Raw genomic sequence first — 20106 nt, forward strand, 5'->3', positions numbered from 1 at the left:
GCCGCTTCAGGCTTGCGTTTGCGGCTTCACCGCATCGGCAGGGCTGATGTCGAGCAGGTCGAGCGTGCGGCGCAAGAGCTTCATCTCGTTCCCGGCAAGTTGTGAATCGGCCTTGGCGATCTCGGCCATGTGGCGGGCAAGCAGCTTGCGCCGCTCGACGTCGAGGTCACGGAACTGCGCGATGGCTTGCGAGCTGTTGGTCTCGTAGCCGAACTCGTTGAGATATTCGATGACGCTGTCGATGCTGGCTTCCGGAATGCCGAAGGCTTCCCGGCAGATGCGCCTGAGCGCGACCATTTCGCTCTCGCTGACCGAGCCGTCGGCGAGAATCATACGAAACAGCATGAGCAGTTCCGCCGACAGCACAGGATCGTCCGCAACCTTGCGCACGCCGGGGTCGCCGTCGAAGATCAAGCGTATCTGGTCCAGTAAAGCGAATGCCATCAGCGTCCCTTTCCGATTCGTCAAATGCATGTCGCTCAAAAGTGCGCAGCGGTTTTGAGATAACGACATGCATAAAACAAAAGAGCCAAGCGCGTCGCGGCGCGCTTGGCATAGGTAGCGCGGAATCGGCCTTGCGCAAACGGGTCGGCTGGGTTCGAACGGGGCAATCGCTTCAGGTTTTTAATTCGCCTCCTCATCCTTTTCCGGGCATTGGCGCTGCCCTTCACCTGCCTGCCGGCATCCTCTCCCCGTATAGCGACGGGGAGAGGGGCGCTCTCGTCACCGGTTTCGCCAATCACCAGCGTCGCAGGAAGGGCGCCGAAGCTGCGGCCAGCCCCTTCTCCTGCCCGGCAGGGCGATGAGGGGCGGCGCCAAGATCGACAATTGGTGGTCTCCGTCACAATTTGGAAACTATCATCCGTCTCCAGGGATTGCCCTCGTGATCGAAAGCGCCGCATCCTTCTGGCCACTCCCCGTCAAGCTGCTGGCTGACCCGGCGAACCCGCTGCGCACGCTGATTGGTGTGTGACGGCGCGCCTGATAGTATGCGGTTGTACGAATCATGTTGGAGGAGCCACACATGAATCTCAGTGCGCCTACGCAGCTTATTTTCATCATATCCCTTGTTATCGCCATTCTCGGCCTTCTTGCCGCTTTTGGCGTCCTTGCGTTCATTCCCATACCCGCGGTTTGGATTGCCCTCATCGCTTATATCGTGCTTGCCGGTGGCTGCTTGATGCGCGGCGCTTAAGCACTCAGATCTCAGGCAACTCGGAGCGCCCGGCCACAAGCCGGGCGCTTTTGATTTTGAGGGATGGTCTGTTAGACTCCATGGGCGGAAGGAAAGCTCATGCCCGCCGAGAGCGAAGACGGCAGCCGCCATGAAAATCCCGGCCTCGACCGGTTCGAGATGGTGCGGCGCGCGCCCGGCCCTCGGCTCCGGTGCGCGGTCACCGACATCTGCGGCTACCGCGAAACAATGCCCGGCCATTTCCGCAACGTCGAATATGCGTCGCTGACCGTCCCACTGGTTATCAGCTTTGCCGAACCCTTCGCCATCGGGCTCGGCAAGAACCCCGGCGACAATGATCGCTTCGCCAGTTTCGCCGCCGGCCTTTTTGCCGGTCCGGTGGTGATCGAGTCCTTCGGCGGCGCCTGCTGTGTACAGGTCAATTTCACACCGCTCGGCGCCCGCCGCTTCTTCGGCCTTCCGATGAGCGAACTGACCGACCGCATGGTCGGCCTCGACGATGTGCTTGGCCTCGAAGGCATCGCGCTGCGCGAAAGACTTGGCAATGCGCACGACTGGAGCGCACGCTTTGCCATCGTCGAGGCGTTCGTCGCCGCGCGACTGACTGAGGCGCGGGAAACGCAGTCCGAAATCGCCTGGGCCTATGAACGGATCATCGTCTCGGGCGGCCGCATTCGCGTGTCGTCGCTCGCCGACAGGATAGGCTGGAGCCGCAAGCATCTCGCAGGAAAGTTTTCCAACGCGATCGGCGTCGGCCCCAAGACGCTGTCGCGCATCGTCCGCTTCAACCGGGCGCTCGGGCTCTCAAGGCAGGACCAATCCGATTGGGCCGATATCGCCGCCGATTGCGGCTATGCAGACCAGGCGCATCTGGTTCGCGAATTCCGCGATCTTGCCGGCGAAACGCCGACGACGCTTGCCGCCCAGGCATAAACCGCCCAGGTCCTTTGCAGGACACTCAGGTAACATTTCTTCAAGACGCCGCAACAGGCTTCGCCCAGACTGGGTTATCACCAACCCAACTGAAGGAAATCGCCATGACCATGTCCGTCGAACCGCCCAGACTCTATCCCACCTTGCGCTACCGCAATGCCGCGAAGATGATCGATTGGCTGGGCGAGGCCTTCGGCTTTGTCGTTCATGCCCGCTACGGCGAAGGCGATATCGTCCAACACGCCGAACTGACTTTAGGCTCCTCGATGATCATGCTGGGCACTGCACGCGACGACAAGTTCGGCCAGATAATCGGCGCACCGGGGCCAGGTGGCGGCAGATCGATCTATGTTGCCGTCGACGATGCCGATGCCGCCTATGCCAAAGCCAAGAAGGCCGGCGCCGAAATACTGGAAGAGCTGACTGACCGCGACTATGGCAGCCGCGAGTTCATCTGCCGCGATCCGGAGGGCAATGTCTGGTCCTTCGGCACCTACTGGCCGAAGGCCGCCGAGCCCGCCAGCTAACGGGCGAGGCCAAAAATCGCGTCGCAGTCGAGGTGGATCTCCAGCTCGGCTGCGACCTCGTCCAATGCCCGTTCTACCTCGGCGCGATAGTCGATGCCGCCGCCTTTGACGCCGAGGTTTTCCAGGAATTTCGCCCGAAAAGCGTCGGCGGAAAACAGCCCGTGCAGATAGGTGCCTGACACCTTGCCGTCGGCCGAGATGGCGCCGTCGTCAACGCCGTTGATCACCGCGGATGGACGCAGCGTGTCCGGACCGGTGGTGCGGCCGAGATGGATCTCGTAGCCTTCGAGCGGCAGGTCGAATTGCACCGAGCGCGCGCTGACATTGCGCACCGTCTTTTCCGGCTCCATCACCGTTTCGACGTCGAGCAGGCCAAGCCCTTCGGTCTCGGTAACGCTGCCCTCGATGCCGTCGGGGTCGCGCACGATACGGCCGAGCATCTGAAAGCCGCCGCAGATGCCGACCACATGCCCGCCGCGCTTGCGATGGGCGGCAAGATCACGGTCCCAGCCATTCTCGCGAAATCTCAGGAGATCGCCGATCGTCGACTTCGAGCCGGGAATGACCACCAGCCCAGAGTCCTCCGGCAAGCGCTGGCCGGGCGGCACGAAGACCACCTCGACTTCGCGTTCGGCCTTGAGCGGGTCGAGATCGTCGAAATTGGCGATACGCGAAAGCATCGGCACGGCGACCTTCAGCGCGCGCTTCTCGCCGGACGCGAGGCGCTCAAGCACAACCGAATCCTCCGAGGGCAACCGCGCCGCCGCCTTCAGCCACGGCACGACGCCAAAACAGTGCCAGCCGGTGAACCTCTCGATCGCCTTGATGCCGTCATCGAACAGCGAGACATCGCCGCGGAACTTGTTGATGAGGTAGCCGACGATCATGCGCCGGTCCTCTTCCGGCAGGATCAGATGGGTGCCGGCGATCGAGGCGATGACGCCGCCGCGGTCGATGTCGCCGACGAGGATCACCGGCACGTTGGCGCGCGTGGCAAAGCCCATATTGGCAATGTCGCGGCTCCTGAGATTGATCTCGGCCGGCGAGCCGGCGCCCTCGACGATGACGAGATCGGCGCCTTCGCCGACCTTCGCCCAGGAGTCCAGCACCGCATCCATCAGTTGGCCCTTCAGCGCCTGGTAGTCGCGCGCCCGCGCCTCGCCGAACACCTTGCCCTGCACCACCACTTGCGCACCGGTATCGGTCTGCGGCTTGAGCAGCACCGGGTTCATGTGGACGGAGGGCGCCGCGCCACAGGCGATCGCCTGCAGCCATTGGGCGCGGCCGATCTCGCCGCCGCCGGCACCCGGAATGTCGGCGACGGCTGCGTTGTTCGACATGTTCTGCGGCTTGAACGGCCGCACTTTCAGCCCACGTTTTTTCGCTGCGCGGCAGAGGCCCGCGACCAGCACCGTCTTGCCGACATCGGAGCCCGTGCCCTGCAGCATGATCGCCTTGGCCATCAGTCCCTGCCCCACGTCGTCGTTCCGGTGATCGTCGACTTGGCCGCCAGCGGCCCGCCGCGCCAGATGTAGAGCGCCAGCAGCGGCTCCTTGCCGGTGCGCATGGCGTGGCTGACGTCGGAGGCATGGTGGATCACCTCACCCGCCTCGCGCCTGCGAAATTCGCCTCCGCCCATGCGCCATTCGGCGCCGCCGGTCAGCGGAATGTAGATCTCCTCGGCGACGTGATGATGGTCGGGGTAGACGATATCAGGCCCGAGGATCAGCAGGCCGGCCGCAACCTCGTCGTTGACGAAATGGCCGCGCGTGCCGAATACTTCCAGCCACCCGTAATTGTCGATGAACGTCTTGCCGAAATCCGCCTCGCCGTAGGTCTGCCCCCAGTGCAGCTCCCCGCGACGCTCGGCGACCAGCCGCACCAATGGCTGGGCGTTCGCTGCAGCGAGCTCGACGATTCGGTCGAGCTGGCGCAGGCAAGCGAGCGGATGCGGCTCGAGCGGACGCGCCGGCATGGCCCAGCCGATCCGAGCCACGGCATCGCGCACCAGCGCATTATCGAACGTCTCGAGATAGGCATGGAAACGTTTGAGCAGCTCATCGAAATTTGTCGTCACGCCTTGCTCCAGACACGCATTAGCGCACACCCGCTTCACAGATGGTCGGCTTGCGCGGCGGCATCATTGGTCTAGATTGAGCGGCGCGCAAAGCCAAAAACGACAGGCCAGCAGGCCGGAAACATCAGGGAGCACGCTATGGACGCCGCTGTCGATGCGAGCACCAGCCAGTTCGAGCTCAACGAGGACCAGCGCGCCATCCAGGAGATGGCCGAGGCCTTCGCCGCCGACCGGGTCGCGCCGAATGCGCTCGACTGGGACCGCAACAAGCATTTTCCGGCAGATGTGATCCGCGAGACGGGCCCGCTCGGCCTTGGCGGCATCTATATCAGCGACGATGTCGGCGGCTCGGCCCTCGGCCGGCTCGACGCCGTGCTGATCTTCGAGGCGCTCTCGCGCGCCGATCCGGCATTTTCGTCCTTCATCTCGATCCACAACATGGTGGCGTCGATGATCGACCGCTTCGGCAGCAACGAGCAGCGCCAGCGCTTCCTGCCGAAGCTGACCTCGATGGAATGGCTGGCCAGCTATTGCCTGACCGAGCCGGGCTCGGGGTCGGATGCCGCGGCGCTGAAGACGCGCGCGGTGAAGGGCGGCGACTATGTGCTGAACGGCGTCAAGCAGTTCATCTCGGGCGCCGGCGACAGCGACATCTACATCGTCATGGCGCGCACCGGCGCCGACGGGCCGAAGGGCATTTCCACCTTCGTCGTGCCGAAGGATGCGCCCGGCCTGTCCTTCGGCGCCAACGAGCACAAGATGGGCTGGCACATGCAGTCGACCCGCCAGGTCATCTTCGAGGACTGCAAGGTGCCTGCGCAAAACCTGCTGTCAGTCGAAGGCGCCGGCTTCGGCATTGCCATGGCCGGGCTCGACGGCGGCCGGCTCAACATCGCCGCCTGTTCGCTGGGCGGCGCCCAATCGGCGCTCGACAAGGCGCTGGCCTACACCGCCGAGCGCAAGGCCTTCGGATCCAAGATCAACCAGTTCCAGGCGCTGCAATTCAAGCTCGCCGACATGGAGACCGAGCTGCAAGCAGCGCGCATCTTTCTCTACGCCGCCGCCTCGAAGCTCGACCGCAACGCGCCCGATGCCTCGAAATGGTCGGCGATGGCCAAGCGCTTCGTCACCGACATCGGCTTCAACGTCGCCAATGACGCCCTGCAACTGCATGGCGGTTATGGCTATTTGCACGATTATGGCATCGAGAAACTGGTCCGCGACCTGCGTGTCCACCAGATCCTCGAAGGCACCAACGAAATCATGCGCGTCATCATCGCGCGCGCCCTGATCGGCCGCTGAGCATTTTGCAGCCAAGTGGAATCACTTGGCGTCCCAGAAATGCGGCTAAACAAACAGATAGAGCGGGATATCTCTTCAATCCTGAACATCCCGCTCTGGCAAAACCGGGAGAAAAACGATGACCACCATCGCCTTTATCGGCCTCGGCAACATGGGCAATCCGATGGCCGCCAACCTCGTCAAGGCAGGACATACCGTGCACGGCTTCGATCTGATGCCGGAAAACCTCGTCATCGCCAGGGATCATGGCGTCGTCGTCATGGCCAATGCCATTGCCGCGGTGAAGGGCGCCGATGTGGTCATCACCATGCTGCCGGCCGGCAAGCACGTCCTGTCGGTCTACGAAGACATCGCGCCCAAGGCGAAAAAAGGCGCGCTGCTCATCGATTCCTCGACCATCGACGTCGAATCGGCGCGAAAGGCCCACGCGATCGCCGCAAGACATGAGCTTCTGTCGATCGACGCGCCGGTTTCCGGCGGCACCGGCGGCGCCACCGCCGGCACGCTGACCTTCATGGCCGGTGGCTCGAAGGACGCCTTCGCCAAAGCCGAGCCAGTCCTCAAGCCAATGGCCGGCCGTATCGTCCATTGCGGCGATGACGGCGCCGGACAGGCGGCAAAGATCTGCAACAACATGATGTTAGGCATTTCGATGATCGGCGTCGCCGAAGCCTTCGTTCTGGCGGAAAAGCTCGGTCTGTCGCATCAGGCGCTGTTCGACGTCGCCTCGACCTCCTCCGGCCAATGCTGGTCGCTGACCACCTACTGCCCGGTGCCTGGTCCGGTGCCGACATCGCCGGCCAACAATGGCTACAGGCCTGGGTTTGCCGCAGCATTGATGCTGAAGGACCTGAAATTGTCACAGGAAGCCGCGCAAAGCGTCGGCGCGGTGACGCCGCTGGGCGCCGAGGCCGCCCAGCTTTACGCGCTGTTCAACGCCCAGGGGCATGCCGGCGCCGATTTTTCCGGCATCATAAACTTTTTGCGCGGCACCCCGGAGTAAGCCTCGAACTCGACAGGGCTTTTTGATTTCCCGGCAAAAGAAACACCGCAAATTTAGATTTGCTTAAACTCTCGATAACCCCCCGGTAACGATGTGCCTGTAAAACGGAATGCGAGGCGGCATATCGCATCCGCCCGGCGCTCCGGATCAGGTCTCGCGTACCGGAGCCCGTACGTTTCGCAAGTGTTCCGTTAGCGAAGCGCCATGCGTATCTGGCAAAGCCGCGTTCCCGAGGGAGCGCGGTTTTTGCGTTTCGCATTCTTCAAGGACAGTGACACGATCGCCCCGGCGCGCCTCCAGATGATCGTCGGCCTGGTGGCGGCGATCCTGAGCTACGTCGACCCACAGGTGGAGCGCGAGGGTTCCGGTCGCTCGTCATGTTCGTTCCATGGCCTCGCGATCGAATCCCCCCGCCGCCGTGAGCACGATCTGAGATGACCTAGCTCCTGAAGCTCATTGGATCGAACATCATGAAACCTTCTCATTTTTAAGCCGTTATCGCCGGTATGTCCGAGGCTAAATTCAAGCCGAAATCGATCTCCAAATCGCGCGATGCCGAGAAGTCGCGCCAGGAGAAGCAATCGACTGTCGAAGTCGCGTCTGAGGTCGCCGGCGCGGCCCCGCCGCCGGACTTCATCGAACCCGATCCAGAGCTCACTCCTGAGGAGGCCGAGCAGGCACGCAAGAGATACTTGCTGAGGCGTTTCTGGATCAGCGCGCGCGGTTATTGGGGCCGCGGAGGCGATAGGCTCGCATGGCCGTTCACGATCGGGCTCTTGGTCCTGATCATCATCAATGTCGGCTTCCAGTATGGGATCAATGTCTGGAACCGCGCAATTTTCGACGCCCTTGAGCAACGCAATGCCCGCACCGTTTATATCCTGAGCGCCGTTTTCGTGCCGCTCGTGCTCGGAAGCGGCAGCCTTGTCGTTGCGCAAGTCTTCCTTCGCATGACGATTCAGCGCCGCTGGCGTTCCTGGCTCGCCACCGCGGTCATCGCGCGTTGGCTTGCAAGCGGCCGCTACTTTCAGTTGAACCTCGTCGGCGGCGATCACCAGAACCCCGAAGCCCGCATCACCGAGGATTTGCGGATTGCCACCGAATCTCCGGTCGATTTCATCGCCGGCGTCATCAACGCGTTTCTGTCGGCCTCGACCTTCATCGTGGTGCTCTGGACGATCGGTGGGGCCTTGACCCTGACGATCGCAGGTTCGACCGTGACCATTCCCGGCTTTCTCGTCATCACCGCGGTAACCTATGCCGCGATCACATCCACCTCGATGGCGGTCATTGGCCGCCACTTCGTCCGCCTCTCCGAGGAAAAAAATCAGGCGGAAGCCGAATTCCGCTACACGCTGACGCGGGTGCGGGAAAACGGCGAGAGTATAGCATTGCTCGGTGGCGAGGAGGAGGAGCGTAGCGGCATCGACAAGACGTTCGCCCATGTGCTCAAGCAATGGGCGCTTCTTACAGGCCAGCACATGCGCACAGCGCTGGTGTCGCAGGGGGCAAGTTTGTTTGCGCCTGTCGTGCCCGTTTTGCTTTGCGCTCCAAAGTTTCTCGAAGGCAGCATGACACTTGGACAGGTAATGCAGGCTGCCTCTGCCTTTGCCATCGTGCAGGGCGCGTTCGGATGGCTGGTCGACAACTACCCCCGTCTCGCCGATTGGAACGCCTGCGCACGGCGCATCGCCTCACTGATGATGTCACTCGACGGACTCGAGCGCGCGGAACAGAGCAACACACTGGGACGCATAAAGCGCGGCGAAACTGCAGGCGATGCGATGCTCAGCCTGAACAATCTGTCCGTGTCGCTCGACGACGGCACCGCCGTGGTCAAGGAAACTAGGGTCGTGATCGAACCAGGCGAGCGGGTGCTCGTTGCCGGCGAATCCGGCTCAGGCAAGAGTACGTTGGTGCGGGCCATCGCAGGTCTGTGGCCGTGGGGTGGCGGCAGCGTCAACATCCGCGCCGACAGACGGCTGTTCATGCTGCCGCAAAGGCCTTACGTACCTACCGGGACGCTTCGCCGCGCAGTCGCCTATCCAGGCGCCGCCGATCGCTGGACGCTGGGTAAGATCAAGGCTGCCCTCAACAAGGTCGGACTCGATTATCTGAACGACAAGATCGAGGACGACGCGCCATGGGACCAGACCTTGTCGGGTGGCGAAAAGCAGCGGCTCGCCTTCGCACGTCTTCTGCTGCACAGCCCCGATATCATCGTGCTGGATGAAGCAACGTCAGCACTCGATGAAAAGAGTCAGGACAAGATGATGGAGATGATCATTCACGAATTGCCGAAGGTCACCATCATAAGCGTAGCGCATCGCGCCGAGCTGGAAGCCTTCCATAGCCGCAAGATCACATTGGAGCGGCGCGAGGGCGGCGCAAAGCTTGTCAGCGACGTCGATCTTGTCCAGCGTAAGAGCAGACGGAACTTGCTTGTGCGATTTCTCGGGCGCCGGCGCGCCTACCGAAACGCAGCACGACATTGAGCAAAGCGGCGCTGCCCGAGACAAAAAGTGAAGTCCGCCGGGCGGGCCTGGGGCAAGGGCAGCAAGAAAGCAGCCCGCGCCGCGCGCACTGCGAACTAAGTCCGACGTCTGCTCGATGGCTTGGCGATGGCGGCTTGGCCGACAACTTCGGGCGCATCGCCGGCCCCGATGGCAGATGATCGTCGGCCTGGTAGCGGCGGTCCTGACCTACGTCGACGACCGCCGCGTCAGCTGCGCTACTTGCGTGCGAGCAAGACGTGAGCCTCTTGGGGGAATGTCAGCTCCCCTCCAATTGAATAGATTGCCAGCGAGGAACTTAGATCACCCATGATCGCTGCTATGACTGCGTCCCGATGTCCGGCCTCCATTCCGCTGACCAGCCCAGCCTGCGGAGTCGCTGCCAGCTGTAGTCGCACATATTCCTTTGGCGAGGGGAATCGGATGTTCTGTGTCGTCGTGTGGATGGTCACCTGACGAAATCCCGCCCCGGCCACCAATCGGTAAAGCTCGTCCGCATCGGCGAGTGAATGCTCGGACCGTTTCGTCGCCGAAGCGCCTGGACCGAGATGCCGATCCAGGGCATCCGCCAGCGCCTTTGCCGCAGGAGTATGCTCAATAGCGCTGAAAACGCTTAAGGCCAGCCGGCCGTCAGGCAGCAGAACCCGGAACATCTCACGCAGCGCACTCGATCGGTCCGGAAAAAACTGCAGTCCGAGCTGGCAAAGAACCAGATCGAAGGTGGCGTCAGGGAACGGCATTTCGAGCGCGCTTCCCTCGTGCCAGTCAATACGCGGTCCAGCGCCGCTAGGGAGCGATCGAGCAACGGCAAGCATGCCCGTGTTGATGTCGAGGCCGACGACCTGCCCACTTCCCATACGCTCGGCCGCCGAGCGTGCCACCACCCCTGTGCCGCAAGCTACGTCCAGAACCCGCTCACCAGATCGAGGCGCAGCACGATCCACCAGGTCGGCAGCCCACAGGGCTGTGATTGCCGGAACTAGGTAGCGCTCGTAGAGTTCCGCGGCGCTACCTTCCAGCTGCCATTGCTCCTGCCGGGCCATAGCGTCCCTCCCGCACAATGAGCCGCTCCGACAACGGGCCCGATCGGCGCTTCAAGCAGCCATCATAAAGCGCCTATCTGTCACAGAGCAACCGGGCGATAGAAACAAGGATACAGAGCAGATCGTTAGGACGGTCCGCACACCTTGCGAGCGTCGCTTGCTGGAGCTGCGTTAGTCAGTCGGAGGCTAATGGCGTTTTTAACGGAACGCTAATATAAAAGGACGTTCGAACGAGCAGCGCCTGCCAAATCCCTGAGGGAATGCCATGCGAAGGTTCATCTTCACGGCAATGTGTATCGCCGCCGCAACGGCCGCTAACGCCCATGATTGGTACGAAGACAAGATTGACCCACAGACGAAATTCAGGTGTTGCGGTGGTTCTGATTGCCGCGCCATACCTCGGTCTTCGGTGCGGTCCAGGATAGACGGCGGTTACACTTATTTGCCGCATAATTTCACCATCCCACGGGACCGTGTACAGGAATCCCCGGACGGCCAATACCATATCTGCGAGAATACCTACGTCGTAACCAATCAGCTGTATTGGCGTTGCTTTTTCGCGCCTCGTGTCGATGTCTCTCTACTTCTCGCACGTTAAGGTAAATACGGCGCGTCGCGGCCGCATTCCTCGTAGCGACCCTTGGTGAGCGGCTCCTCCGGTTGATACTCGCAGGACAGCCCGTCGACCCTGGGGCAGGACCGACACGGCGCGCATCAGATTGATGTTGCGGTCGATGACCCATCGAATGCTTCTGGAAGCTGACCTTCTTGGGGTTCGTGCTCAGGGTGTAGGAGACCTGATTGCCGAACTCACGGCCGATCCTCGCCTGGCGAGATCTTCGGCAGAATGCGGCATTCAAACGCCGGGCGTCTGGCTGCAGGACACCCGGCGATCGTTTTACCCTACCGCTTGCCCAAATCCGCTTGGGCCAGATCAAGGGCCTTGGCGATGCGGCCGCAAGCCATGTCGATTGTCTCGCGCGTCCAAATCAGCGGCGGCGACAGGATCATCGTATCGCCGGTGGCGCGCAGCATCATGCCTTGCGCAACTGCGTGGTCGCGGACAAGCACGGCCGCGCTTCCGGCCGGCAGGAAGCGTTCCTTGGTCGCCTTGTCCCTGACGATCTCGATCGCCCCCATCAGCCCGATCGAGCGCACTTCGCCGACCAGATCGTGACCGCCAATGTGCTCCTGCAGCGCCTTGGCGAAATAGGGTCCAGTGTCGTTCTTGACCCGATCGACCAAACCTTCCCGCTCCATGATCTCGAGGTTCTTCAGCGCCACAGCGCAGGCCACGGGGTGGCCGGCATAAGTATAGCCGTGATTGAACTCGCCGCCCTTCTCGACCAGCGTCGCGGCGATGCGATCACCGACCAGCAGCGCCGACAGCGGCTGATAACCGGAGGTCAGCGCTTTGGCGGTGGTGATGGTATCGGGCTCGATGTCGAAGGTCTGAGCTGCGAACCACTCGCCGGTGCGGCCATAGCCGGTGATGACCTCGTCCAGCATCAGGAGGACATCGTATTTGCGGCAGATGCGCTGCACTTCCGGCCAATAGCTCATCGGCGGTATCTTCACGCCGCCTGCCCCCATCACCGGCTCGCCGATGAAGGCGGCGACCTTGTCGGCACCGGCTTCGAGGATGGCGTCCTCGACGGCCTTGGCCGCGCGCAGGCCGAAATCATGGTCGCTTTCACCGGGCAGAGCCAGCTCGTAGGCATAGGGCATCATCACATGGACGATGTTGGGAACCGCGCCGTTGAGCTGCTTGTGCATCGGCTCCATGCCGCCCAGCGAGGCGCCGGCGATGGTCGAGCCGTGATAGGCGGTCTTGCGCGAGATGATGCGGTTCTTCTCCGGCTTGCCTTCCAGTGCCCAATAGTGGCGGACAAGGCGCAGCGCCGTATCGTTGGCCTCCGAACCGGACGAGCCGTAGATCACCTGGTTGACGTGCTTCGGCGCCAGTTCCGCCAGCTTTTTTGCCAGCAGCACCGGCGTCGGTGTCGAGCATTTGAAGAAGGAATTGTAGTAGGGCAATTCCTTCATCTGGGCGTAAGCCGCGTCGGCCAGTTCGTCGCGGCCGTAACCGATGTTGACGCACCACAGCCCGGCCATGCCGTCGAGGATTTCCGTGCCTTCGGAATCGTAGATGAACGGACCGTTGGCGTGAGTGATGATGCGTGAGCCGGCCTCGCGCATCTCCTTGTGATCGGTGAACGGATGAAGGTGATGCGCAGCATCGATCTGCTGAAGCTGCTTCAGCGAATAATTCTGGTAAGTCATGTCTGATCTTTCCTCTTGAACCAATCCGGCGTTTTGCAGCCGGGGCGGATTCGTCAGAGGAGCGCGGGGGGCGAATAGCCGATGCGAGCGCAAAGCCGCAAAAGCTCGGCGCGAAGCGTGCGCGGCGACGGCGTCACCGCCACCCCAAACGCGCAACATGTCCCCATCCGAGCCATGCAGCACCTTATGCCGTCTGATGCGATCAGTTCAAGTCGTTCCGTTCAAGCGGTGCTGGTCAGCGCCCGTTGCAGGAAAACATACTTCATTGCGGCCTGTGCCGCTTGCGGCCGGCGATCACCGCGCCCGCCATGGCCGCCCTCGGTCTCCTCGAAGAACAGCGTCTTCGCATGGCCGGCAGCCTGCAGCCGCCCGGCCATCTTGCGCGCGTGGCCGGGGTGGACGCGGTCGTCGGCGGTCGATGTCGTTAGCAGCACCGGCGGATAGGCAGCGTCGGTCTTCACATGCTGATAGGGTGAGTAAGCCGCCAGCCACGCGGCGTCTTCCGGCTTAGCCGGATCGCCATACTCGGCCATCCAGGAGGCGCCAGGCGGCAGCTCGGTGTAGCGCAGCATGTCGAGCAGCGGCACGTCGATAATCACCGCACCGAAAAGCTCGGGATGCTGGGTCAGCGAAACGCCGGTCAGCAGGCCGCCATTCGAGCCGCCTTGGATGCCGAGCGTCGCCGGCGTGGCGATGCCGCGTTTCACGATGTCTTGCGCGACCGCGGCGAAATCGTCGAAGGCCTTCTGGCGATTGGCCTTGAGCGCAGCCTGGTGCCAGTTCGGACCGAACTCGCCGCCGCCGCGGATATTGGCCTGCACATAGGCATTGCCCTTTTCCAGCCACAGCCTGCCGCGCACGCCGGCATAGCCGGGCAGCAGCGGCACTTCAAAGCCGCCATAGCCATAAAGCAATGTCGGCACCGGACCGTCCTGGTCGCGTTGCCTGACGACGAAGTAAGGGATCATGGTGCCGTCTTTCGAGCGTGCCTCGAACTGTTCCGACACAAGGGACGAAGCATCGAAACGCGCCGGCTGCGATTTCACTGTTGTCAGCGTCGCAGCATCGTCGTCCGACCAGATGATCGAGCTCGGCGTCAGGAAATCGGTGAAGGAGAAGGAGACGCTGGAGCCGAAATGTTCGGCATGGGCGATGCCGACATTGCCATTCTCCGGCAGCGCGACAGGCTTCAGCGACCAGCGGCCGTCATCGCGCTCGCAGACGACGACCTTGCCGCGCACATTGTCCATCAGGTTGATGAACAACCGGTCCTGCGTGCGGGCAATGCCGGCGATCGAAACCCGATGCGCCGGCTCGAGCACGGCATCGATTGGTCCCAACGCATCGGTTTCGATCCAGCGCGCGAAATCCAGCGAATAGAGGCCGTCAGGCTGGCACAGCGTGCCATCCGGCGCCGTCCACGGGCTACGCACCCCGAAGACGAACTGATCCCGGAACAGCGCCGTGTCGGTGACGTCGTCCGGCAGCGGGAAGCGCCTGTTCTCGCCGGAAGGCAGACGCAGAAAACTGTGCGAGGCAAAGAAGTCGAGCGTCCGGGTCAGAAACAGATGCCGCTTGTCGCCGTCGAACTCGAGGGAACCGCCGGCGGCGAGATCCTGCTTCTGCGCCTCGAAGATCGGCGTCGCATCCTCCAGCCTGGTGCCGCGCTGCCAAAGCTTGACCACGCGTGGATAACCGGACTGGGTTTTTTCGTCCTCCTCGAAGGCGGCCGAAACGATGACGGTGTCCTTGTCCAGCCAGCTGAAGCCCGATTTCGAGGCGGGCGCGCGAAAGCCACCCTCGACAAAGGACTTGGTGTCGATGTCGAATTCACGCATCTCACTGGCGTCGCCACCATCCGGCGACAGGCTGAGCAGGCAGCGGCTGAAGTCGGGGTAAAGCCGGCTGGCGCCGCTGAACACCCATTTCACGCCCTCTTTGGCGGACAGATTATCGAAGTCGATGATCGTCTCCCAATCCGGCTTCTCGGTCTTGTAGGAAGCGACCGTCGTGCGCCGCCAGAGGCCGAGCACATTGGTCTTGTCCTGCCAGAAATTGTAGACATGGCCGCTGAGTGCAGACCCGACCGCAATGTTGTCCTCGGCCGTCATCAGGTCCAGCGCGGTCTGGAAGGCGGCCTGATAGGACGGATCGCCCTGCAATTCACCTGTTGTAACCGCGTTCTGACGGTGGACCCAGTCGAGTGCTTCCTTGCCTGTCCTGTCCTCCAGCCAGAGAAAGGGATCCTCGGTCGCCGAATTTAGCTGCCTGCTTGTGGCTGATTTGGTCATGTGGTCTCCGGTTGAATCAGGCGTCGGGCCTCGCCAACATCGACATAGCGGCTCCGATATTCAAGACGCCCGCTGCTTTTCGAAGTCACACCATCCGCCTTCGCATGACGGTTGTAACCGCTAGCGCCAAGCACATAGCGCCAAGCGTGATCGGCAGGCCGTCCGCACCGAGAATATCCATGGCGCCGCCCGCCAGCGGCGGCATGGCGATACCGCCGACGCCCCACATCAGCGAGAAGGCGGCGTTGCCGGCGACCAGCGCCGAGCCGGTGAAGCGCTCGCCGAGCTCGATGATCGACATCGTGTAGATGCCGTAGGAAACCGCGCCCCAGATAAAGACGCATGGCCAGATCAGCGGCGTCTCGATGAGAACCGGCAACAGCACGCATCCGAGCACTGTCAGTGACACGCAGATAAACCGCACCAGACGCGCCGTCAGCCGTTCCGCCAGCAGGCCGAGCGGCACCTGCATGGCGATGTTGCCGGCGATCATCACCGACAGCAGCGCCGACATGCGGGCTTCGGCGATGCCGTAATAGGTCCCGTAGACCGGCAGCAGCGCCAGCACCGCCTGTTCGAAACCGGCGGCGACGACGACCGCCGACAACAGCAGCCATGCCATCGGCATGAACCCCATGACCGAAACCCGGTGCCCGGCCTCATCGACCTTCGGCAGCCGTCGCAGCACCAGCGCCAGGCAGGCGCCGCAAAAAACGAATGCGACGATGCCGACGAGAAACGGCGGCCATCCTTCAGTGCCGACGGCAAGCAGGCACAGCGGGCCGGCCGCGAAACCTGCCGAAATGATGGTGGAATAGATCCCCATGACCCGACCACGGCGCGCCGGCGGCGCCAGCGCGATCACCCATATCTCGCTCAGCACGTAGAGCGGATTGGTCACCACGCCGATCAGAAAGCGCAGCGGAAACCACAGATAGACATTTTGCGTCCAGCCGATCAGCGCCAGCATGATCGCGGAAAGTGCTGCGCAGGTGAGCGCCGTGCGCCCTGCCCCGAACCGGCGCGCCAGCGCCGGGATGAGCGGCGACGAGACGATGAAGCCGACCGGCGTCATCGCCGCAGACAGCCCGATCATGGCCGGCGAGATGCCTTGTCGCTGCAGGATGAAGCTCAGCAGCGGATAGGAGAGCCCCTGCGCGATGGCGAACACCGAGACGGTCGCGATCACCCCGGTGAGCGCCGCCCACTGCATTCCCGTTTCGTTGCCGCTGGCGCCGGTCGCAATCATTCTGCCATCCCTGCATTGGAGATCTGCTCGGCGAGTCACCCAGCTACCGGTCCGGTTCCGCGAAAGAAAGGGCCGGCCAGCAAAAACCATTTGCGCCAACGGATCGCCGGCTCAACGGTTCCGGCGTCCGGACGACCTGTAGAGCGCGAACGCGATCAGCAGCGCATCGAGGCCGGCGATCACCGCCGGCAGGCGAGCGGACCGATCCCCTGCATCAGCGCGCCGGCGCCGGGCGGGCCGACAATGCCGCCAGCGCCCCACATCAGCGCGAAGGCTGCATTGCCGGCGACGAGTGCGGTTCCCTTGAACCGGCTGCCTAGCTCGACCAGCGCCATTGTATAGACGCCGTAGCCGACTGCGCCCATCACCACCAGCACGGGCCAGACCAACGGCGTCGTGATCAGGAGCGGCAGCGAGAGCGCGCAAGCGGCCGTCGCCAGCGCGCAAAAGACGATCATCGCCCGGCCGCCGAAGCGCTCGGCCATCAGCCCAAGCGGAATCTGCAGCAGGATATTGCCGGCCGACAGCGCCGTCACCAGAGCCGCCAGCGTCGCTTCCGGCAAGCCGTAGCCGGTGCCGAAGACTGGCATCAGCGCATAGGTGCTCTGCTGGACCGCGGCCGCAACCAGGACCGCCAGCAGCAGCGCCGGCGCCAGCTTGGCGAAGCCTACGATGCCGCCCGAGACCTGGCCGTCATCCTCGAAACCGGTCAATTTGGACGAGACGGCGCGCAGGATCAGCGCACAGAGCGCAAAGCCTGATATCGCCGCGACGAAGGGAGGCCATCCCGATGTGCCGACCGTGATCAGGATCAGCGGCCCCGCCGCGTAGCCGGCGCCCAGCAGCGTATTGAACACCCCCATCACCCGGCCGCGGCGCGTCGGCGGCGCCAGCGACAGCGCCCACACCTCACCAAGCACATAGAGCGGATTGATGACCACGCCGACGAGAAAGCGGATGATGAACCACGCCACCCAATCCTGCAGATAGCCGATCGTCAGGAAGCAGAGCGCGCCGGCCAGCGAACAGCCGACGGCGAGGTTGCGCGCGCCGACCAGGCGGACGGCCGCCGGCACGAACGCAGCCGACAGGATGAGGCCAACCGGCATCATCGCCGCGGAAAGACCGATCAGCGCCGGAGACATGCCTTGCCGCTGCATCAACAGCGTAAACAGCGGATAGCTAAGCCCCTGCGCGGCGCCGAACATGGCCAGAGCGGCTGTGACGCCGGCAAGCGCTGCCCACTGCGTTGCCGCCTCGCCATCGCTCGAACCGGTCGCGACCATCCGCCATCCCTGTGAATCGCCCACCCTCGGGGTCGGCAAGCTACCCGGCTAGCGGTTCGGCCTGGGAAAAGGAAGGGCCGCCCGGGCAAATCTCCTGCGCCACGTCATCCGCCCCGTGCGTGTGCCCAACGATCGGTCAGCTGCCCTTCCGGCATGTCGCTTCCCTCGTCCTAGTGGTCGCCGCCTCCGCAATGGCGGGACGGCCGGCGGTCCATTATGCCGCCGCACTGTCGCAGCGTACGAGGCTTGTCATGACCGCCGCCCTTCATCCCGCCGAACCGGCATTGGCAAACGATCGCGCCCGTCGCGGCGGCCGCGCGGGCAAACGTGCCGGCGCAGCGGCGGCGTTCGAGCAGCCGCCTTTCCGTCAGCTGAAAATCCCGCTGACGCCGACGAAGCTGGTCTCCGACGACGAGCTGGAATCGATCCACCTCGCCTCGCTGCGCGTGCTGCGTGAAATTGGCGTCGACGTGCTGCATGACGAGGCAAGGCGCATCATGAAGGCGCATGGCGCGGATGTCCGCGACGGCAGTGAGCGGGTCCGCTTCGACAGCGACATGATCCTCGAGCTGGTTTCGCACTGCCCGTCGGAGTTCACCATCCACGCCCGCAATCCGGCGCACAATGTGCGCTTCGGCGGCGACAATCTGATCATCTCGATGATGGCGTCGGCGCCCAATTGTTCCGACATCGACCGCGGCCGCCGGCCGGGCAACCAGCAGGACTATCGCAACTTCCTCAAGCTCGCGCAGATGCACAATATCCTGAACTGCACGGGCGGCTATCCGGTCGAGCCGATCGATATCCATCCGTCCGTCCGGCACCTCGAATGCATCCGTGATCTGAGCGTGCTCACCGACAAGGTGTTCCACATCTATTCGCTCGGCAAGGAACGCAATGTTGACGGCATCGAGATCACCAGGATCGCGCGCGGCATCAGCGACGAGCAGCTTCTCGAAGAGCCGTCGGTGTTCACCATCATCAACACCAATTCGCCGCTCAAGCTCGATGTGCCGATGATGGAAGGCATCATCCAGATGTCGAGCAAGGGCCAGGTCGTCATCGTGACGCCGTTCACCCTGTCGGGCGCCATGGCGCCGGTGACCATCGCCGGCGCGCTGGTGCAGCAGAATGCCGAAGCGCTGTCCGGCATTGCATTCGCCCAGATGGTGCGCAAAGGCGCGCCCGTCGGCTATGGCGGCTTCACCTCGAATGTCGACATGAAGTCCGGCGCGCCGGCCTTCGGCACGCCGGAATACATGAAGGCGCAATTGGTCGGCGGCCAGCTCGCCCGCCGCTACAACATCCCCTACCGCACCTCCAACACCTGCGCCGCCAACACAGTCGACGCGCAGGCCGCCTATGAAAGCGTGTTCTCGCTATGGGGCGCCATCCAGGGCGGCGGCAATCTGATGATGCATGCGGCCGGCTGGCTGGAAGGCGGCCTGCGCTGCTCCTACGAGAAGACCATTCTGGACATCGATCTGCTGCAGATGATGGCGGAATTCCTGACCCCGCTTGACCTCTCCGAGGAGGCTCTCGGCTTCGACGCCATCCAGTCGGTCGGTCCGGGCGGCCATTTCTTCGGCACCCAGCACACCCAGGACCGCTACAAGACCGCCTTCTATTCGCCTATCATCTCCGACTGGCGCAATTTCGAGACCTGGGCGGAAGCCGGATCGCCGACTGCTATCGAAAAAGCCAATCGGGTCTGGAAGGAGCGGCTGGCGACCTATGAAGAGCCCTACATGGACCCGGCTATCCGCGAGGAGCTCAACGCCTTCGTCGAGAAACGCCGGTCCGAAGGCGGCGCACCGACCGATTTTTGATGATTGTGTCGTTGATGAACTGATCATTTGTATGGATTTGATGAACGGTCGACCCCCACTCCGTCGAGCTACGCTCGACACCTCTCCCCCGATCGACGGGGGAGAGGTGGCGCCGCGAAGCGGCGACGGAGTGGGGGAAGCCGTTCATGAAACGCGCAGTCGCCGCAAAACAGGGACAACGAAGCGAGCGCGTAGCCTTCGGCAAGCGGGCAATCAGGCGGAAGCACTGCTTTGGCTTGAACTAAAGGCGCGCAAGCTTGGCGGCTACCGCTTTACGCGTCAGTTCTCCATCGGCCCCTTTTTTGCAGACTTTGCTTGCCGCGAAAAATGGCTTGTCGTTGAAGTCGATGGACACCAACATGCCGGCAGTTCATATGACCGCCGCCGTGACGATTTCATGCGCGCCCAAGGCTATTCGATCCTGCGTGTTTGGAACCATGACGTCCTGAAACATCGTACTCCCGTCTGTGAAACCATCCTTGCCGCGCTTGATGGCAGGCTGGCCGAAGACATCGCTGTATCCGACCTCCGCTTTATTTTTACGCCCCGCTCACTCGATTAAATCTCTTCAAAAA

General features: G+C 62.9%; 15 protein-coding genes and 2 pseudogenes. 9 read left to right on the forward strand and 8 right to left on the reverse strand.

Annotated features, from left to right (window positions below):
• Positions 1-6: 6 nt before the first annotated feature.
• Positions 7-444, reverse strand: a complete 438-nt coding sequence (locus EOC93_RS11630) for a TerB family tellurite resistance protein (protein WP_095486750.1) — start codon at positions 442-444, stop codon at positions 7-9.
• A gap of 580 nt (positions 445-1024) precedes the next feature.
• On the opposite strand from EOC93_RS11630, the gene EOC93_RS11635 reads away from it, so the two are divergent.
• The 3 genes from EOC93_RS11635 to EOC93_RS11645 all read left to right on the forward strand — a co-directional run bounded on the left by EOC93_RS11635 (position 1025) and on the right by EOC93_RS11645 (position 2655).
• Positions 1025-1195 carry a hypothetical protein gene (locus EOC93_RS11635; protein ID WP_095486751.1) on the forward strand — a complete coding sequence of 57 codons (171 nt, stop codon included), beginning with the start codon at positions 1025-1027 and terminating at the stop codon, positions 1193-1195.
• Positions 1196-1294: 99 nt separating this feature from the next.
• The gene (locus EOC93_RS11640) at positions 1295-2128 is read left to right on the forward strand and encodes an AraC family transcriptional regulator (protein WP_095486674.1); all 834 of its coding nucleotides are present in this window, start codon (positions 1295-1297) and stop codon (positions 2126-2128) included.
• A gap of 104 nt (positions 2129-2232) precedes the next feature.
• Complete coding sequence (locus EOC93_RS11645; RefSeq protein ID WP_095486675.1) at positions 2233-2655, forward strand: VOC family protein; 423 nt, start codon at positions 2233-2235, stop codon at positions 2653-2655.
• On the opposite strand, the gene EOC93_RS11650 is transcribed toward EOC93_RS11645, so the two are convergent.
• Together EOC93_RS11650 and EOC93_RS11655 are read right to left on the reverse strand one after the other, a co-directional pair.
• Positions 2652-4118: a cobyric acid synthase gene (locus EOC93_RS11650; RefSeq protein WP_095486676.1), complete on the reverse strand. Its 1467-nt coding sequence runs from the start codon at positions 4116-4118 to the stop codon at positions 2652-2654. The genes EOC93_RS11645 and EOC93_RS11650 overlap by 4 nt on opposite strands.
• Positions 4118-4732: a dimethylsulfonioproprionate lyase family protein gene (locus tag EOC93_RS11655; protein ID WP_127204675.1), complete on the reverse strand. Its 615-nt coding sequence runs from the start codon at positions 4730-4732 to the stop codon at positions 4118-4120. Before EOC93_RS11655 ends, EOC93_RS11650 begins: the two co-directional genes overlap by 1 nt.
• A gap of 138 nt (positions 4733-4870) precedes the next feature.
• Between EOC93_RS11655 and EOC93_RS11660 the strand changes: the two genes are divergently transcribed.
• The 4 genes and pseudogenes from EOC93_RS11660 to EOC93_RS11675 all read left to right on the forward strand — a co-directional run.
• Complete coding sequence (locus EOC93_RS11660; RefSeq protein WP_127204676.1) at positions 4871-6034, forward strand: isobutyryl-CoA dehydrogenase; 1164 nt, start codon at positions 4871-4873, stop codon at positions 6032-6034.
• Between the two features lie 118 nt (positions 6035-6152).
• Positions 6153-7037 carry a 3-hydroxyisobutyrate dehydrogenase gene (gene mmsB, locus EOC93_RS11665; RefSeq protein WP_095486679.1) on the forward strand — a complete coding sequence of 295 codons (885 nt, stop codon included), beginning with the start codon at positions 6153-6155 and terminating at the stop codon, positions 7035-7037.
• A 246-nt stretch (positions 7038-7283) separates the two neighbouring features.
• A complete protein-coding gene (locus EOC93_RS11670) occupies positions 7284-7475 on the forward strand; it encodes a hypothetical protein (protein ID WP_127204677.1) in 192 nt (63 codons plus the stop codon).
• A gap of 68 nt (positions 7476-7543) precedes the next feature.
• Positions 7544-9552: pseudogene (locus tag EOC93_RS11675) on the forward strand (ABC transporter ATP-binding protein/permease); the annotation flags it as partial.
• Positions 9553-9768: 216 nt separating this feature from the next.
• Here EOC93_RS11675 and EOC93_RS11680 read toward each other — a convergent pair.
• The 5 genes and pseudogenes from EOC93_RS11680 to EOC93_RS11705 all read right to left on the reverse strand — a co-directional run bounded on the left by EOC93_RS11680 (position 9769) and on the right by EOC93_RS11705 (position 17702).
• On the reverse strand, positions 9769-10593 hold the full coding sequence (locus EOC93_RS11680) for a methyltransferase domain-containing protein (RefSeq protein ID WP_126106124.1): 825 nt from the start codon (positions 10591-10593) through the stop codon (positions 9769-9771).
• Between the two features lie 903 nt (positions 10594-11496).
• Positions 11497-12876, reverse strand: coding sequence for an aspartate aminotransferase family protein (locus tag EOC93_RS11685; RefSeq protein ID WP_126106123.1), 1380 nt, complete (start codon positions 12874-12876; stop codon positions 11497-11499).
• Between the two features lie 221 nt (positions 12877-13097).
• The gene (locus EOC93_RS11695) at positions 13098-15167 is read right to left on the reverse strand and encodes a prolyl oligopeptidase family protein (protein ID WP_126106121.1); all 2070 of its coding nucleotides are present in this window, start codon (positions 15165-15167) and stop codon (positions 13098-13100) included.
• An 85-nt stretch (positions 15168-15252) separates the two neighbouring features.
• Positions 15253-16416, reverse strand: a complete 1164-nt coding sequence (locus EOC93_RS11700; protein WP_126106120.1) for an MFS transporter — start codon at positions 16414-16416, stop codon at positions 15253-15255.
• 111 nt (positions 16417-16527) lie between these two features.
• Positions 16528-17702 (reverse strand): annotated as a pseudogene (locus EOC93_RS11705) (MFS transporter).
• Between the two features lie 251 nt (positions 17703-17953).
• Between EOC93_RS11705 and EOC93_RS11710 the strand changes: the two are divergent.
• Positions 17954-19531 (forward strand): trimethylamine methyltransferase family protein, encoded by a 1578-nt coding sequence (locus tag EOC93_RS11710; RefSeq protein ID WP_126106118.1) that lies wholly within the window; start codon positions 17954-17956, stop codon positions 19529-19531.
• A gap of 130 nt (positions 19532-19661) precedes the next feature.
• Positions 19662-20093, forward strand: coding sequence for a DUF559 domain-containing protein (locus EOC93_RS11715; RefSeq protein WP_245461442.1), 432 nt, complete (start codon positions 19662-19664; stop codon positions 20091-20093).
• Positions 20094-20106: the final 13 nt, after the last annotated feature.

The organism is Mesorhizobium sp. M6A.T.Ce.TU.002.03.1.1, from assembly GCF_003997275.1.
In the GTDB taxonomy this organism is placed as follows: Bacteria; Pseudomonadota; Alphaproteobacteria; order Rhizobiales; family Rhizobiaceae; genus Mesorhizobium; species Mesorhizobium mediterraneum.